This window comes from Pseudomonas sp. GW821-FHT01C01, from assembly GCF_059422645.1.
This window is the reverse complement of the sequence record NZ_JBWKXF010000023.1, coordinates 1-15,842: the sequence shown is the minus strand read 5'-3', so window position 1 is coordinate 15,842 and position 15,842 is coordinate 1. Positions and strand designations below refer to the sequence as shown.

The 15,842-nt window shown below is 59.2% G+C and carries 20 protein-coding genes; 14 read left to right on the top strand and 6 right to left on the bottom strand.

Going from position 1 to position 15,842, the window contains the following annotated elements; translation table 11 throughout:
* Positions 1 to 17 precede the first annotated feature (17 nt).
* Entirely contained in the window at positions 18 to 2,309 is a 2,292-nt protein-coding gene (bglX, locus tag AC07XF_RS15725; protein ID WP_495027203.1) for a beta-glucosidase BglX, read from the bottom strand.
* 249 nt (positions 2,310 to 2,558) lie between these two features.
* Between bglX and AC07XF_RS15720 the strand changes: the two genes are divergently transcribed.
* From AC07XF_RS15720 to AC07XF_RS15695, 6 genes are all read left to right on the top strand, one after another.
* On the top strand, positions 2,559 to 3,164 hold the full coding sequence (locus AC07XF_RS15720) for a LemA family protein (protein ID WP_495027202.1): 606 nt from the start codon (positions 2,559 to 2,561) through the stop codon (positions 3,162 to 3,164).
* Between the two features lie 37 nt (positions 3,165 to 3,201).
* A complete protein-coding gene (locus AC07XF_RS15715) occupies positions 3,202 to 3,957 on the top strand; it encodes a TPM domain-containing protein (protein ID WP_495027201.1) in 756 nt (251 codons plus the stop codon).
* A 28-nt stretch (positions 3,958 to 3,985) separates the two neighbouring features.
* Complete coding sequence (locus AC07XF_RS15710) at positions 3,986 to 4,603, top strand: TPM domain-containing protein (protein WP_495027200.1); 618 nt, start codon at positions 3,986 to 3,988, stop codon at positions 4,601 to 4,603.
* 130 nt (positions 4,604 to 4,733) lie between these two features.
* A complete protein-coding gene (locus tag AC07XF_RS15705; protein WP_495027199.1) occupies positions 4,734 to 5,036 on the top strand; it encodes a helix-turn-helix transcriptional regulator in 303 nt (100 codons plus the stop codon).
* The gene (locus AC07XF_RS15700; protein ID WP_495027198.1) at positions 5,023 to 5,379 is read left to right on the top strand and encodes a putative holin; all 357 of its coding nucleotides are present in this window, start codon (positions 5,023 to 5,025) and stop codon (positions 5,377 to 5,379) included. The genes AC07XF_RS15705 and AC07XF_RS15700 overlap by 14 nt, the downstream gene beginning before the upstream one ends.
* Positions 5,376 to 5,660 (top strand): phage holin family protein, encoded by a 285-nt coding sequence (locus AC07XF_RS15695; protein WP_495027197.1) that lies wholly within the window; start codon positions 5,376 to 5,378, stop codon positions 5,658 to 5,660. The genes AC07XF_RS15700 and AC07XF_RS15695 overlap by 4 nt, the downstream gene beginning before the upstream one ends.
* A 21-nt stretch (positions 5,661 to 5,681) precedes the next feature.
* Here AC07XF_RS15695 and AC07XF_RS15690 read toward each other — a convergent pair whose 3' ends face one another.
* On the bottom strand, positions 5,682 to 6,107 hold the full coding sequence (locus AC07XF_RS15690) for a helix-turn-helix domain-containing protein (protein ID WP_495027196.1): 426 nt from the start codon (positions 6,105 to 6,107) through the stop codon (positions 5,682 to 5,684).
* A 300-nt stretch (positions 6,108 to 6,407) separates the two neighbouring features.
* Here AC07XF_RS15690 and AC07XF_RS15685 point away from each other — a divergent pair, with 300 nt between their 5' ends.
* The 3 genes from AC07XF_RS15685 to AC07XF_RS15675 all read left to right on the top strand — a co-directional run bounded on the left by AC07XF_RS15685 (position 6,408) and on the right by AC07XF_RS15675 (position 8,398).
* Positions 6,408 to 6,686, top strand: a complete 279-nt coding sequence (locus AC07XF_RS15685) for an Ogr/Delta-like zinc finger protein (protein ID WP_495027195.1) — start codon at positions 6,408 to 6,410, stop codon at positions 6,684 to 6,686.
* A 2-nt stretch (positions 6,687 to 6,688) separates the two neighbouring features.
* Positions 6,689 to 7,051, top strand: a complete 363-nt coding sequence (locus tag AC07XF_RS15680) for a hypothetical protein (RefSeq protein WP_495027194.1) — start codon at positions 6,689 to 6,691, stop codon at positions 7,049 to 7,051.
* A 132-nt stretch (positions 7,052 to 7,183) separates the two neighbouring features.
* The gene (locus AC07XF_RS15675; RefSeq protein ID WP_495027193.1) at positions 7,184 to 8,398 is read left to right on the top strand and encodes a class I SAM-dependent methyltransferase; all 1,215 of its coding nucleotides are present in this window, start codon (positions 7,184 to 7,186) and stop codon (positions 8,396 to 8,398) included.
* A gap of 60 nt (positions 8,399 to 8,458) precedes the next feature.
* Here the strand turns inward: AC07XF_RS15675 and AC07XF_RS15670 are convergent, their stop codons facing one another.
* A complete protein-coding gene (locus AC07XF_RS15670) occupies positions 8,459 to 9,376 on the bottom strand; it encodes a DMT family transporter (RefSeq protein WP_495027192.1) in 918 nt (305 codons plus the stop codon).
* Between the two features lie 278 nt (positions 9,377 to 9,654).
* On the opposite strand from AC07XF_RS15670, the gene AC07XF_RS15665 reads away from it, so the two are divergent.
* The 3 genes from AC07XF_RS15665 (at position 9,655) to AC07XF_RS15655 (ending at position 11,065) form a co-directional block, all read left to right on the top strand.
* Entirely contained in the window at positions 9,655 to 10,236 is a 582-nt protein-coding gene (locus AC07XF_RS15665) for a DJ-1/PfpI family protein (RefSeq protein WP_495027191.1), read from the top strand.
* Between the two features lie 14 nt (positions 10,237 to 10,250).
* A complete protein-coding gene (locus AC07XF_RS15660) occupies positions 10,251 to 10,556 on the top strand; it encodes a ribbon-helix-helix domain-containing protein (RefSeq protein WP_007982997.1) in 306 nt (101 codons plus the stop codon).
* 164 nt (positions 10,557 to 10,720) lie between these two features.
* Complete coding sequence (locus tag AC07XF_RS15655) at positions 10,721 to 11,065, top strand: YegP family protein (RefSeq protein WP_495027190.1); 345 nt, start codon at positions 10,721 to 10,723, stop codon at positions 11,063 to 11,065.
* A gap of 130 nt (positions 11,066 to 11,195) precedes the next feature.
* Here AC07XF_RS15655 and AC07XF_RS15650 read toward each other — a convergent pair whose 3' ends face one another.
* Positions 11,196 to 12,083, bottom strand: a complete 888-nt coding sequence (locus tag AC07XF_RS15650; RefSeq protein ID WP_495027189.1) for a dihydrodipicolinate synthase family protein — start codon at positions 12,081 to 12,083, stop codon at positions 11,196 to 11,198.
* A gap of 26 nt (positions 12,084 to 12,109) precedes the next feature.
* Entirely contained in the window at positions 12,110 to 12,892 is a 783-nt protein-coding gene (locus AC07XF_RS15645) for an aldolase (protein ID WP_495027188.1), read from the bottom strand.
* A gap of 159 nt (positions 12,893 to 13,051) precedes the next feature.
* Here AC07XF_RS15645 and AC07XF_RS15640 point away from each other — a divergent pair, with 159 nt between their 5' ends.
* The gene (locus AC07XF_RS15640) at positions 13,052 to 13,594 is read left to right on the top strand and encodes a helix-turn-helix domain-containing protein (protein WP_495027187.1); all 543 of its coding nucleotides are present in this window, start codon (positions 13,052 to 13,054) and stop codon (positions 13,592 to 13,594) included.
* A gap of 99 nt (positions 13,595 to 13,693) precedes the next feature.
* Here AC07XF_RS15640 and AC07XF_RS15635 read toward each other — a convergent pair whose 3' ends face one another.
* Complete coding sequence (locus AC07XF_RS15635; RefSeq protein WP_495027186.1) at positions 13,694 to 14,713, bottom strand: DUF4917 family protein; 1,020 nt, start codon at positions 14,711 to 14,713, stop codon at positions 13,694 to 13,696.
* A 131-nt stretch (positions 14,714 to 14,844) separates the two neighbouring features.
* On the opposite strand from AC07XF_RS15635, the gene AC07XF_RS15630 reads away from it, so the two are divergent.
* Positions 14,845 to 15,753, top strand: a complete 909-nt coding sequence (locus AC07XF_RS15630; protein WP_495027185.1) for a LysR family transcriptional regulator — start codon at positions 14,845 to 14,847, stop codon at positions 15,751 to 15,753.
* The last annotated feature ends 89 nt before the right edge of the window (positions 15,754 to 15,842 follow it).

Genomic DNA, 15,842 nt, shown 5'->3' with positions numbered 1-15,842 from the left:
ATTGCGTTGTGCCGGGATTAGAGCAACTCAAAACTCTGCTGTGTCACGTCCTGGGAATCCAGGCCGATCTGCACGTTGAACTTGCCCGGTTCCGCCGCGTACTTGAGCTGGGAGTTGTAGAACTTCAGATCGTCCTCGGTGATGGTGAAGTGCACGACTTTTTGCTCGCCAGCCTTGACCATTACTTTCTGGAAGTTCTTCAGTTCCTTGATCGGGCGGATCATCGAGCCGGCCACGTCCTGGATGTACAACTGCACCACTGTTTCGCCGTCGCGCTTGCCGGTGTTTTTCACCGTGACGCTGGCGTCGAGCTTGCCGGTCTTGTTCAGCGTGGTCGACGACAGGGCCATGTCGCTCAGGTTGAACTCGGTGTAGCTCAGGCCATAGCCGAACGGGTACAGGGGACCTGTGGTGTCATCGAAATACTGCGAGGTGTAGTTGCCTGGTTTGCCCGGTGTGAACGGCCGGCCAATGGTCAGGTGGTTGTAGTAGGTCGGAATCTGGCCGACCGAACGCGGGATACTGATCGGCAGTTTGCCCGACGGGTTGTAGTCGCCGAACAGCACGTCGGCGATGGCATTGCCGCCTTCGGTGCCGGTGAACCAGGTTTCGAGGATCGCGTCAGCCTGTTCTTTCTCTTCGAGGATCGTCAGTGGACGGCCGTTCATCAACACCAGCACCAGCGGTTTGCCGGTGGCTTTCAGGGCCCGGATCAGCTCACGCTGGTTTTCCGGGATGTTCAAGTCGGTGCGGCTCGACGATTCGTGGGACATGCCACGGGATTCGCCAACGGCGGCAACGACTACATCCGCATCCTTGGCCGCTTTCACCGCTTCGTCGATCAGCACGTTCGCCGGGCGCGGATCATCTACCACTTCCGGGGCGTCGAAGTTGAGGAAGTTCAGGTAGCCGAGAATTTTCGGGTCGCTGGTGATGTTGGCGCCACGGGCGTAGATCAGTGTCGATTTGTCGCCCAGCGCGTTGGTCATGCCGTCGAACAGGGTTACGGACTGCGCAGGCTTACCCGCGGCGGCCCAACTGCCCATCATGTCGATTGGCGCCTTGGCTAGCGGGCCGACCAGGGCGATTTTCGCGGTTTTCTTCAGCGGCAGGGTTTCGTTCTGGTTCTTCAACAGTACCTGGCCGCGACGCGCCACATCACGGGCCTCGGCGCGGTGCAGGCGGCTGTCGGCGTAGGTGTCGACCGGGTCATCCTCGGCCTTGCCGATGCGCAGGTACGGGTCCTTGAACAGGCCCATGTCGTACTTGGCGTCGAGTACCGCACGCACGGCGTTATCGATGTCGCTCTGCTGGATTTCGCCGGACTTCAGCAGCCCAGGAAGCTCTTTGCCGTACAGGGTGTCGTTCATGCTCATGTGGATGCCGGCCTTGATCGCCAGCTTCGCTGCTTCGCGGCCGTCGGCGGCGACGCCATGCTTGATCAGTTCGAAAATCGCCCCGTGGTCGCTGACGGCCAGGCCCTTGAAGCCCCACTCCTTGCGCAGCAGGTCGTTCATCAGCCAGGTGTTGGCGGTGGCCGGCACGCCGTTGATCGAGTTCAGCGCGACCATCACCCCGCCAGCGCCGGCATCAATGGCGGCGCGGTACGGCGGCAGATAGTCCTGGTACATCTTGACCGGGCTCATGTCGACTATGTTGTAGTCGCGGCCACCCTCGACCGCGCCGTACAGGGCGAAGTGCTTGACGCTGGCCATGATGCTGTCGGCGGCATTGGCGCCGGTGCCCTGGAACGCCTTGACCATCACGCCGGCAATCCGCGACACCAGGTAGGTGTCTTCGCCGAAGCCTTCGGAGGTGCGGCCCCAACGCGGATCACGGGAGATGTCGACCATTGGCGCGAAGGTGATGTCGAGGCTGTCAGCCGCGGCTTCCTTGGCGGCAATGCGCCCGGACAGGCCGATGGCGTCCATGTCCCAGCTCGAGGCCAGGGCCAGCGGGATCGGGAAAATGGTGCGGTGGCCGTGGATCACGTCGTAGGCGAAGAACATCGGGATCTTCAGGCGGCTGCGCATGGCCGCATCCTGCATCGGCCGGTTTTCCGGGCGGGTGATCGAGTTGAACGTGCCACCGATGTTACCCGCCGCGATTTCCTTGCGGATCATCTCCCGGGGCATTTCCGGGCCGATGCTGATCAGGCGCAGCTGGCCGATTTTTTCATCGAGGGTCATTTGCTTCATCAGGTTGCTGATGAAGGCGTCCTTGTTCTCCAGAGGTGCGGGGGTCGTGGCGGCCAATACGTTATGACTGGCCAGGCTGACGAACAGGCCCAGCAAACACAGCTTCTTCATGAATAGTTTTCTCAAGGGCCCAAACGGCGATGCAGACGCCGGCCAGCCAAAATTTAGGGAGCGACTATTGTTGTTCGGATGCAGGCTCGGAATACGACAGCCAAATGGCGGATGCGTTTTCGCGCAGGGCCTCTTTTTAGCCCATTGGCCCGCTGCAATCCAGAGGCGCGGGCGATTATGCCCCAAGAGCCGGCTCAGAAGGATTCACGGTCGGTTTTTTCATGAAATGTACAAGGGAGCATCATCCTGATGAATGTAAGTCCAACCTACCGCTCGCACCTGCAGGTCGCCACGCTGCTGATGCTGGCCACATTGCTGACTGCCTGCGGCATCAACAACATCCCGACCCTCGACGAGCAGGCCAAGGCCGCCTGGGGCCAGGTGCAGAACCAGTATCAGCGCCGTGCCGACCTGATTCCCAACCTGGTGGAAACCGTCAAGGGCTACGCCAAACATGAGGAGGAGACCCTGACCGCTGTGATCGAAGCCCGAGCCAAAGCGACTTCGATTCAGGTGGATGCCTCGACCCTCGATAACCCGGAAAAACTCAAGCAGTACCAGCAGGCTCAGGACCAGCTCAGCGGCGCCTTGAGCCGGTTGATGGTGGTCTCCGAGCGTTATCCGGACCTCAAGGCCAACCAGAACTTCCTCGCCTTGCAATCGCAGCTTGAAGGCACCGAGAACCGCATCAGTGTGGCCCGGCGCGATTTCATCCTCGCGGTGCAGAAATACAACACCGAGATCCGTACCTTCCCCGGCCGTTTGTGGCACAGCGTGATGTACAGCGACCTGCCGGTGCGCGAGACCTTCGAAGCCACACCAGGTTCGGAAAAGGCTCCCGAGGTCAAATTCTGAAAAGCGGTTATCGGCGTCACCACGGAAGAGGTTGCCAATGCGCGTCCTGAAAGCGGGCCTGTTGCTGTTGTTGTGGGTGGTGACAATCACGGCCCGGGCCGAGCTGAGCTTTCCGACGCTGACCGGGCGGGTGGTCGACAACGCGCAGATGATCGAGCCATCGGTGCGCGAGCAGCTCACCCAACAACTTCAGGCCCATGAACAAACCACCGGCGAGCAGCTTGTGGTAGTGACTTTGCCGGACTTGCAAGGCACCGATATCGCCGATTTTGGTTACCAGCTCGGCCGCCACTGGGGCATCGGGCAGAAGGACAAGAACAACGGCGCCTTGCTGATCATCGCCCGGGATGAGCGCCGACTGCGCATCGAAGTCGGTTATGGCCTGGAGGATCGCCTGACTGACGCCCAGAGTTCAGTGATCATCAATCAGGTCATCACCCCGGCGTTCAAGGCCGGCAATTTCAGTAAAGGCATCAGTGACGGTGTGGCGGCGATGCTGGTTGTGCTGGGCGGCAACCCCTTGGACGAACCCTCCACGGCGTATGAATCCAGAGGCGATCCGGGGGATGATTTCGTCTCGCGGCATCCCGGGTTGTTCGTGTTTTTGCTGATGTTGTTCATCCTGACTGTTTTTGTGTGCCAGATGCTCGGTATCCTTCCCGCCGGCCGGGGCGGCTCGGGTGGATCCGGAGGCGGCTTTGGCGGTGGTGGATTTGGCGGCGGCGGTGGAGGTGGAGGCTTCAGCGGCGGCGGGGGCAGTTTCGGCGGGGGCGGTTCGTCCGGCGGCTGGTGATAATAAAAATGAGCAGGCAATTCACGACATGGCATTACTGACTGAACACGAGCAACGCAAAGTGGCCGAGGCCATTGCCCGGGTCGAGCGCGACACCGATGCAGAACTGGTGACCGTGCTCGCGGCCCGCGCCGACGACTATGCGTACATCCCGTTGCTGTGGGCCAGCCTGCTGGCGCTGCTGGTGCCGGGCATCGTGCATTACCTCACCGGTTGGCTGACCATGCACAGCCTGCTGTTGGTGCAATGGGCCATCTTCATCGTGCTGTGCCTGGTGTTCCGCCTGCCAAAAGTCACCACCCATCTGATCCCGCGCTCGGTGCGCCACTGGCGCGCCTCGAACCTGGCGCGCCGGCAGTTTCTGGAGCAGAACCTGCATCACACCGAAGGCAGCACCGGCGTGCTGATTTTCGTTTCCGAGGCCGAGCGTTATGTGGAGATCCTGGTGGATGAAGGGATTTCCAGTCGTCTGGACAACAAGAGCTGGGACGCGATCGTCGCCACGTTTACCCAGCAGGTGAAACAGGGGCAGACGCTGCAGGGGTTCGTCCAATGTATCGAAGCCTGTGGCGAGCTGCTCAAGGTGCATGTGCCAGTGACCCATGTGCGCAATGAGTTGCCGAACCGGTTGGTGGTGCTCGGCTAAGACTTTTCATGGCGTTGTGTAGCGCGCGCCGCTACAACTCCCGTTGATTGTCCGGGGGCGGCCTTGTCGTCAGTATTTCTCTCTAACAGTGGACGCCCAGCGACGGGTGTTCCCGCTTAGAGGGATTTTTATGTCAACCCGACAATCGATTGACTCTTTGGCACGGGTAGCTCCCGGCAGAGAGGGAAATACGCCCACGGTGAAGCTGACGGCGAAAGAAATTCAAATCCTGATGTGGTGTTTCAAGGGCAAAACTTCCTGGGAAATCGCCAGGGTCGAGAATTGCTCGGAATCGACCGTCAATTTTCACTTCACCAATATTCGCCGAAAGTTCGAAGTCAGCTCGCGCAGTTCCGCACTACTCAAGGCGATCGAGTCGGGAGCGATCACCGTCGATTCGGTTGTTGCGCGAGGTGCGCATGAGCCTGACTGATTCGACCTACAACAGCATCAGTGGGCTGATGTTGGGAATGGGTATTGCAACGCTGCCAGTTGTTGATGGCGAGATACTGTTCGGTGCATCGCTTGGAGCGTGGCTGGTCACGACCACTCGCTCTAACTTCAAGGCCTGGCAGCGCATCGGTTCCTGGTTGCTGTCCGCAGGTGTCGGTTACCTCTTTACGCCTGTCGCACATCCGCTGGCACCTTTTCTGACCGCCGGTGTAACGGCCTTTCTTTGCGCACTGATCGTTATTCCTGTCAGCATCAAACTCATGCAATGGATCGATGGCGCCGGCATCGGTGAAATCATTCGCCACCTGAGGGGGCGAGGATGATGCCCCATGAAATGGTTGCTCTGGTGTGGGTGACAGGCGTGGCTCACTTGGTCAGTGCATTCAGGCTGGCGTGTTATCAGCGCGATGAACAACATCATTGCTGGCGCGACAGATTAGTGATCAGCCTGTGTGGAGGGCTGTTCTGTCTAGCCGGCATCGATGTGTTGCTGACATTTCTACCTGTTAGTCCGGGGCATGCAGTGGTGAGTGTTTTGTCATGTGCACTGATTGTTCGCAGTGGCGGTAACCTGATTGTTTTGTGGCATGCCCTGAAGCAATGAAACTTCGGATTGCACAGGTCATCACGTTTCGTTCGACGGTTTAAGTGTTGCCAGAATCGAGGCCATTTCGGCAAGCCTGAGTTCCATATCACGCAGTCGTTGCTTTTCCTCCAATGCGTTTTGTATGGCGCAGCGATCATCTTCGTCGAGCAACCGCCAGAGCGCGAGAATGGTGTTTTCCCGGGCTGTGCTTTCCTGATTCCCCTCCGAAAAATCAGTAACGGTTTGTCTCAGGATCGGCCCTTCACCCAGCAGCAACCAGTCAAGGGAGATACCCCGGGCTTGAGCGATTTCTACGCATAATGAGTATGGCGTGCTGTCGCGGCCTCTCCAGCTACTGAGGGTTTGCGGGCTGATTTGTAGCGCGGAAGATAAAGAAGCATCGGTTTTTGTACCCGTAACTTGCTTTAGCCGAGCCAGAACAGCTTGTGATTTTTTGCTACGCAATTTGAGCCTCTTCCTTTTGACATATGCTTTTTGAGTGCTTAATTTATGCGTAATGAGTACTTTTTTTCTTGTAAGTAATCAATCATCAAAGATGAGTCAGAAGAATACGATGTCGAAACTTCCTAATGGTATCAGGGTGATTTCCTACGAGCATGGCTCGAACCCATTACGCGTCTGCCCGATGCACTTCCTTATGTCTGGCAGACACTGTTCGCATGGCCGGAGCACCGCGATGAATGTCTCAAGCAGTATTGCGTTTGATCAGGTCGATTGCCACCCAATGACCGCCGGGAATCCAGCATGAGTACTTATAAAATGGTGTGCCCGCACTGCCTGAACAGGATGCGCATCCGCACCAGTGAGGGCCGACATATTTTCCTGCGGGTGGCGTATCTGCAATGTACGTCGGAAGCGTGCGGTTGGTCGGTACGTGCCGAATTTGAAATGACCCATGAACTTTCGCCCAGTGGCATGCCCAATCCGGCCGTACGCCTGCCTTGCGCCGGACCCGATTTGCGCCGTGCCGCCCGGCCTGTTGCAGTCAATCCTGCAACGAAAGAAGTGCCGCAGGAGACGTGAACATGAAGTTCATCGATGAAAATGCAGATCTGAATGAGGAGCTGTTGGCTATTGCCCAGGCGTTTCTGGGGCGTCATGAAAGTGACGCGGGGATCGATGATCAAGTCCTGTTTTGTCGCGCGGTGAAGCATCTGCAGAATCTGGATGTACCGATGCACCTTGCGGAAAGGCTGGTTAGCCGTGCCTACGGCGTACTCAAATCGTGCAATGACCGTCGGCGCCTGGACATCGATGCCAGTTCCGAAACGGTCGCCGTGGTGACTGACCCTGCCAATGGCCTGACCTGGGCGGTGCCAGTGGGGCTGATCGTCAAACACATCATCAACTCGCCGAACAGCCGCAGGCTTCGCCTGGTGGAACACTGAGGTTTCAACGGTTGTATTGAGGTCCTGGCCTGCATGACTGGGACCTGCCACAAAATAACCCCGTGCCCAAAGTCCCCGTCCCCCTTAAAATACCGGCATTCTCCGATTTGCATCGCCTGAGGCCGTTTTTCCATGTCCGTCACCGCCACTCCCGCCAGCCTCGCGCCGGATCATCTCGCCCAGTTCATCGACCTGCTGCAAACCAGTCTCGAGCACAATGCGTTCATCAAGCTGGTGCTGGCCAAGTACGTGGGCGATGAAACGGAGCTGCAGCGGATCATCATCAAACCGGTGACGGTCAAGGCGCAGCCTTGCCTGTCTTTCGTCTACCGCTACAAGACCCGCGATATCACCAAGAACCTGCCGCTGGCCGAAGGCGTGGCGAGCATTGCCGAGCTGCTGCCGGCGTCGTTCAAAAATGCGCATTTGTTGGCATTGACCGACGAAGCCCAGCTCGAATACAGCAAAAAGGGCAAGTCATCGCTGTTCAAGAGTAAACCTCAGCAATTACGTGAAGTGCCGTCCGCCGAGCACAACCGCGAGAAAAACCGTTTTCTGGACTTGAGCCGGCCGTTTCTCGCCGACCTTGGCGTAACCAACAAGCAGCATGAACTGATTCCGGCGATGTCGCGCAAGTGGAAGCAGATCAACAAGTTCATCGAAGTGTTCAGCCATGCGCTGACCTCGTCGCCCCTGGCGCTGGACAAACCGGTGCGTGTGGCGGACTTCGGATCGGGCAAGGGCTACCTGACCTTCGCCATCCACGATTACCTGCGCAACACCTTGAAGGCCGAAGGCGAGGTGACCGGCGTCGAGCTGCGTGAAGACATGGTCACCCTGTGCAACACGGCAGCCGCCAGGCTTGAGCACCCCGGCCTGGTGTTCAAGTGCGGTGACGTGCGCAGCGTGGCGCCGAGCGAGCTGGACGTGATGATCGCCCTGCATGCCTGCGACATCGCCACCGACTATGCGATCCACACCGGCATCCGCTCCGGTGCCTCGATCATCATGTGCTCACCGTGCTGCCACAAACAGATTCGCCTGCAAATCCAGAGCCCGGCGTTGCTCAAGCCGATGTTGCAATACGGCTTGCACCTGGGCCAGCAGGCGGAGATGGTCACCGACAGTTTGCGCGCCTTGTTCCTCGAGGCCTGCGGTTACGAAACCAAGGTGTTCGAGTTCATCTCACTGGAGCACACCAACAAGAACAAGATGATCCTGGCAGTCAAACGCGCCGAACCGGTGGACCCGGCCCAGCTGCTGGCGAAGATTCAGGAGCTGAAGGATTTCTATCACATCAGCGAGCATTGCCTGGAAACCCTGCTCCGGGCTGACGGCTACCTCTGATCCTGTTGTAGGAGCGAGCTAGCTCGCGATGGACGTCAACGATAACGCGTGCTTCCTGATTCAACGCGTCGGTTTCAAGTCCTTCGCGAGCAAGCTCGCTCCTACAGAGTGGCTGACCGCGGTCTTGCGTCCCAGCATCACTGTCACGATCACCCCGGCCGCAAACAGCCAGGTAATCGGCTCCACATGTTCACCGAAGAACAGCGCCGAGAAGGCGATGGTGAAGAAGATCTGCAGCAACTGGATCTGACTGACCCGGGCAATGCCGCCCATGGCCAGCCCGGCGTACCAGGCGAAGAAGCCGATGAACTGCGAAAACAGCGAGACGTAGCCGAAGGCCCACCAGGTCTTGGCGGAAATGTCGCCCTGATGTTGCAGCGCCAGATACACCACCGGGCCGATCAGCAACGGAGTCGACAGCACCAGCGCCCAACAGATCACCTGCCAGCCACCCATTTCCCTGGCCAGTCGGCCTCCCTCGGCGTACCCCAATCCGCCCACTGCAATGGCGCCAAGCATCAGCAAGTCACCGGCCTGAATACTGCCGGCACCGCTGATCAGTGCATAACCGAGTACCAGCGCACTGCCCAATGCGGCGCAGGCCCAGAAGGCTTTCGACGGTCGCTCATGGGACAGCCATGCGGCGTACAGCGCCACGCACAGCGGCTGCAAACCGTTGACCAGCGCACCGTGGGACGCCGGCAAGGTTTGCATGGCCCAGGCTGACAGCACCGGGAAACCGAGGATCACCCCGGCCATCACCAGCGTCAGGCCTTTGACCTGCTTCCAGGTCGGCCATTTCTCCCGGTGCCACAGCAACAGCAGCGCGGCCGGAACCGCCGCAAACAGTGCCCGGCCCAGGCCGTTGAGCAGCGGGTGGAGTTCCTGCACGACGATCCGCGTGAAGGGCAGGGTGAGGCTGAAGATCACAACGCCGAGCAGGCCCAGGGCCATGCCGGTGTTTTCGCGCGAGGACATGATGGCAACCAGAATATGGGGTGATGGGGTAAGGCTCCATAAAGCCATAAACCATGAGTTTGCGCTGTTACAGCTAGGCACAGACTTATCCGTACAGTTTGCGGGCCTCTTCGCGAGCAAGCCCGCTCCCACATTGGAATGCATTCGCCTGTGGGAGCGGGCTTGCTCGCGAAGAACGATAACGCGGTCCATCAGGTAGTAGCCGGTTGTTACCCGCCCCGCCGGATAAGGACTACCTTGAATATTCCTGCACGCCCACTTCCAGAGGAGTCCTCCCCATGGCTGCGAAAAAAATCCTGATGCTGGTTGGTGATTACGTCGAAGACTATGAAGTGATGGTGCCGTTCCAGGCGCTGCTGATGGTCGGCCACACGGTGCACGCCGTTTGCCCGGACAAAGCCGCCGGCCAGACCGTGCGTACGGCGATCCATGACTTTGAAGGCGACCAGACCTACAGCGAAAAACCCGGTCACCTGTTTGCCCTCAACTTCGATTTCGCCAAGGTCAACGCCGCCGATTATGACGCCGTGCTGATTCCGGGCGGCCGTGCGCCGGAATACCTGCGCCTGAACGAAAAAGTTCTGGACCTGGTGCGCGCATTCGACAAGGCCGGCAAGCCGATCGCTGCCGTGTGCCATGGCGCGCAGTTGCTGGCGGCAGCGGGTATTCTCGAAGGTCGCGAATGCAGCGCTTATCCGGCCTGTGCTCCGGAAGTGCGACTGGCGGGCGGTACGTATATCGACATTCCGGTGACGGACGGCCATGTTCAGGGCAATCTTGCCACGGCTCCGGCCTGGCCTGCGCACCCGAACTGGCTGGCCGGTTTTCTGGGGTTGCTGGGTACCCAAATCACGCTGTAACGAGGGACGTTTCCATGTGCGAGCTGTACGTCAAAGCCGACCCGATACTCTACGAATCGCGCTCCCGCTCGCTGCGCATCTGCGGGGTGGTTACTACCCTGCGGCTGGAGAATCAGTTCTGGGACATCCTCAGCGAAATCGCCGAGGTCGATGGCATGACCACCAATCAGTTGATCGCCAAGCTATATGAAGAGGTGATGGACTATCGCGGCGAGGTGGTCAATTTCGCTTCGTTCTTGCGGGTGAGTTGTACGCGGTATTTGAGCCAGCGGCGGACTCAAGTGCCGGAATTGTCGGTGGTGCGGGCAGTGGTGAAGTAGTCAAAACTGCGTCGACTCCTTCGCGGGCAAGCCCGCTCCCACAGGGATTACGCTGAACCTGTGGGAGCGGGCTTGCTCGCGAAGGGGCCGGTACAGGCGACAGAAACACCTGGCTGGTCTTTACTGTGAAGCGCGCAACCTCTCAATCGCCAAGGAGAAAGAGCATGTCCGGATGGTATGAAGTGAGCAAAAGCAGCAATGGCCAGTTCAGGTTTGTCCTCAAGGCGGCCAACGCCGAGACCATTCTGACCAGCGAGCTGTACACCACCCACGCCGCCGCCGACAAAGGCATCGCCTCGGTCCAGGCCAACAGCCCGCTGGATGAGCGTTACGAGAAGAAAACCACCAAGGATGGCCATCCGTATTTCAACCTCAAGGCGGGTAATCACGAAATCATCGGTAGCAGCGAGGCCTATTCCTCCGCTGCCGCCATGGAAAAAGGCATCGCCAGCGTGAAGGCCAACGGCTCGACCAAAGTGGTCAAGGACAAGACGCTGCCGGTGCTTTGATCCCACCACCAATCCCTTGTAGGAGCTGGCTTGCCGGCGATGGGGCCGGCACATCCAACGATGATGTCGTCTGACATGATGCTTTCGCTGGCAAGCCAGCTCCTACAGTGGGGCTGTGTTTGGCTGGAGATCAGCGCAGGGTTTTCAACAGCCCTTGCAACTGAGTGCAACCGGCCTCACTCAACGGGAACACCGGCAGCCGCGGATCCCCCACCTCCAGCCCCGTCGCCCGCAAGCCCGCCTTGATCGTCGCCGGCAAGCCACCCTTGAGAATGAAATCCAGCAGCGGCAACTGGCGATAGAACAGTTCGCGTGCCTTGCGCAAATCGTTGGCCAGCACTGCTTCGTACAACTCCAGGTTGAGCTGCGGGATCAGGTTCGGCGCAGCGGTGCACCAGCCTTTCGCGCCGGCGACAAAGGCCTCCAGGGCCAACGGATTGCAGCCGTTGTAGAACGGCACCTGGCCTTCGCCGAGGCGTTGCAATTGATGCATGCGCTGGATGTCGCCGGTGCTCTCCTTGACCATGGTCACGTTTTCCACGGCGTTGACGATGCGCAGGATCAGGTCCACCGACATGTCGGTGCCGCTGGTGGCCGGGTTGTTGTAGAGCATGATCGGCACGCCGACGCTGTCGCCGATGGCGCGGTAATGGGCGAGGATTTCCGCTTCGCTGAGTTTCCAGTAAGACGCGGGCAGTACCATCACCACATCGGCGCCATGGGCTTCGGCGAAACGCGCGCGACGCACCGCTTTGGCGGTGGTCAGGTCGGACACGCTGACGACGGTCGGTACGCGTTTGGCCACGTGTTTGATACTGAATTCGCTGACCTGATCCCACTCCGCGTCGCTCAGGTAGGCACCTTCGCCGGTGCTGCCCAGCGGTGCGATGGCGTGTACGCCACCCTCGATCAGACGGTCGATGGAGCGCCCGAGGGCGTCCAGGTCAACGCCTTCGCCATGGGCGGTAAAAGGGGTGATGGTGTAGCCGATAATGCCGTGGATGTTTGCGGTGGACATGGCGTCTCTCCGTTTTATCAATGGGTTCAGTTCAGGCAATCGGCGTGTTGGCGCAGGATCTGCCGGGCGTAGTAGTTGAAAGCGGCGGCGTGACGTTTCGGCCGCGCGATCCAGTCATGGGCTTCGCGGCCCAGTTCGGGAATGATCGGCTTGATGGTCCCGGCGCTCATCGCCAGCAGTTGCAGCTTCGCGGCGCGTTCGATCAGTTGCGCGATGACACAGGCTTCCTCAATGGTGCTGCCGGTGGACAATTGGCCATGGTGCGAAAGCAGGATCGCCCGTTTGTCGCCCAGAGCCCCGGCAATCAGCTCGCCTTCTTCGTTACCCACCGGCACACCCGGCCAGCCTTCGAGAAACGCGCAGTCGTCATAGAGCGGGCAGAGGTCCATGTGGGAAATCTGCAACGGCACTTCCAGCATCGACAACGCTGCAACGTGAGTTGGATGGGTGTGGATGATGCAGTTCACATCCGGTCGGGCGCGGTACACCCAACTGTGAAAACGATTGGCCGGGTTGGGCATGCCGTGGCCTTCGAGCACCTCCAGGTCTTCGTTGACCAGCAGCAGGTTGCCCGTGGTGATTTCGTCGAAACCCAGGCCCAGTTGTTGAGTGTAGTAAGTGCCGGGTTGCGGACCACGGGCGGTGATTTGCCCGGCAAGGCCGGAATCGTGACCGTGTTCGAACAGGATGCGGCAGGTCAGGGCCAGCTTTTGCCGGGCGGTCCACGTATTATCTGCCAGGGTATTTTGCATTTGGCTCAGCGCGTGCTTGACCAGTTGCTCTTTGGGCAGTGCTAATGTCTTGGCCATATCGGTGTCCTTTGGGTGATTCAATGGACGTCGGGTTTGCTGCTCACCGGTTCCTCGCAAAGTCGTCGGTGACTGCAAATGACACTAAAGAGGCTATATGACACATTGTGTCATTGGCAAGGACAAATCGTTGCCTCCTTGATGGATTAATCGCTCTACATGTCTATCCGTTTGAAATTACTCAGAAAAAAACTTGGCGTGACGTTGGAAGCCTTGGCCGAGAAATCCGGCATGACCAAGAGTTACCTGTCGAAAGTCGAGCGCGGGTTGAACACGCCGTCGATTGCTGCCGCGCTGAAACTGGCCAAGGCGTTGAACGTGAAAGTCGAGGAATTGTTCTCTGAAGACAACGTCAGCCTCGACAGCTACAGCCTGGTGCGCAGCCACGAACGGCAACCTTTGGGGGCCAGTGACAACAATTCGGGTTACGCGGTGCTGGCCCATCAGGTGAGCGAGCGCAGCCTGCTGCCGTTCATCATTTACCCGCCGGCCGAATTCACCGACAAATCCTTCAAGGAGCATTTGGGCGAGGAGTTTTTATTCGTCCACGAAGGGCAGGTGGAAGTGGACTTCATGAACGAGCGCGTACTGCTCGATCGTGGCGATGCGCTGCACTTCAATGCACAAAAGCCGCACCGGATTCGTTCGGTTGGGGATATTCAGGCGCAGTTGCTGGTGGTGGTGCATAGCACCGAGGAATGAGCTGACTGCAAAAGCTTCGCGAGCAAGCCTGCTCCCACAGGGGGAACGCATTCCAATGTGGGAGCGGGCTTGCTCGCGAAAGCGTCAGATCGACCAGTACTAAACTTCGACTGGAACCGATAACTTGGGGCCACCCAACGCATGGCTCTTCGAATCAAAAAACCGCAACTCAACTCCCGTCCCCTCAAACACTTTCCCGTAGTGCCGCTTCTGATGCTGGATGAACGCCTTGCTGCGCGGATAGATCGAGATCGCCAGCACCTGCGGTTTCGCCAGGCGCAAAGCGTGAATGATGTGGCTGTCCTGCTCCCCCAGCGCATGGCCGAAGACGCACAGCGCCTGGCCGTGACCGAGTAATTGCTCGTAGCAGAACGACAGATAGTCCGAACTGCGAATGGTCTTGAGCTTGTCCGCGCTCGGCCCTTCGTTGACGAACAACGGCACGTCGTCGAGGGTCTTGATCGTGTTGTTGATGGCAAAGTTACCCAGCAACGTGCCCTCGGTCGACATCAGTTTGCGCGCCGTGCCGTCCTGGTTGCGCACCAGGTGCAGGCCGCCGTGCAAGTACAACAAGCGGGTTTTGTCGGTGGCCGTGTCGCTCAGGTCGAAAGCGGGTTCGGCCCCCTGGAACAGATCGCTGATCGCCTCAGGCTGGTGTTGCACCGCCCAGTAGTTGAGCAAGTCGTAATTGGTGGTGAACACCGTGCGGTAGCGGGTCAGTTCCTGATTGATCGTCGCCAGTGTCGAAGGCACCACCAGCCGCCACGGGATATGCACCGCATGCACGGTGTTGATCAGCGCTTCCTTGATCGCATAGTAGCGATTGCGCGGGGCGGCGGAGCTGACAGCCAGGGCCTTGTTGACCCGGCTGGTGGTTTTCAACGCGCTCAGAACCTGCTCGAAACTGCGGCTCTGCATCGCATCGAACACACTCAGCTCGGACGGGCTCAGGGGTTTTTCTTCAACGGTGCGGGCATTTTCGAACAGCGACTCGTAGCCGAAATCGTCCCACACCGCACGACTGGCACCATTGCCCACCAGCAAACCACTGAACGAAGCGGTGCTGCGCAAGACGTTCCAGTCTTCAAGTTGGGCATCGACATCCTGGAAATCGGTCATTGCGGTCTTCGTCTCACGGCAAAAGGTCTATGGGCGGCGACTTTATCACGACCGGCTGCGGGACCACGGCACGACTCGGGCGAAGAACGCTATGCTGCGACTTCGCCTGAGCCGACTTCGCCGAGTACCCGATGCTGCAAAAAAGCCTGATCCGCCGTCTCGACCTGATCACTCTGCAACTGTTCGTCGCCGTCCATGAGGAGGGCACGCTGACCCGTGCCGCGTCGCGCGAAGCGATTGCCGTCTCGGCGGCGAGCAAGCGCTTGATGGAGCTGGAGGAGGCGCTGGGCATCAGCCTGTTCGTGCGCCAGGCCAAGGGCATGTCCCTCACGCCGGCCGGTGAAACGTTGCTGCACCACGCCCGGCAAATGTTGTTCAACGTCGAGAAAATGGGTCTTGAGCTGGGCGAGCACAGCCACGGCGTACGTGGTTATGTGCGGATGCTCGCCAACCTGTCGGCGATCATTCAGTTTTTGCCTGAGGACCTGCGGGATTTTTCCGAGCGTCATCCACAGGTCAAGACCGACCTCGAAGAACGCCCCAGCGCCGGGGTGATTCAAGGCGTGCTCGACGGGGTGGCCGACCTCGGGATCTGTTCCATCGACAGTGACATCAAGGGCCTGCACAGCGTGCTGTATCGCCAGGACAAACTGGTGGTGTTGATGCCGCCGCACCATCCATTGGCGAGCCGGTCGAGCCTGTCGTTCGCCGACACGCTGGACAGCGATTACGTCGGCCTGCATGCGGCCAGCTCGATCAACATGCGTACCCATGCGGCGGCGCGCCAGGCCGGTAAGGTGTTGCGTCTGCGTATCCATGTGCCGGGGTTCGATGCCATGTGCCGGATGGTCCAGGCCAACATGGGCATCGGCATTTTGCCGCACAAGGCCTATGAACTGTTTGGCCGGGCGTTGGGTTTGCATGCGGTGCCGTTGACGGACGAATGGTCCGATCGGGCGTTGATTCTAGTGGTGCGCGATGAGGCGTTGCTGTCGCCGGTGAGCCGGATGTTGTTTGAGCATTTGCGGGGTTCAGCCTGAAAGTTCTTCGCTGGCTGGGCCGACTTCTTCGCGAGCAAGCCCGCTCCCACAGGGGAACGCATTCCAAATGTGGGAGCGGGCTTGCTCGC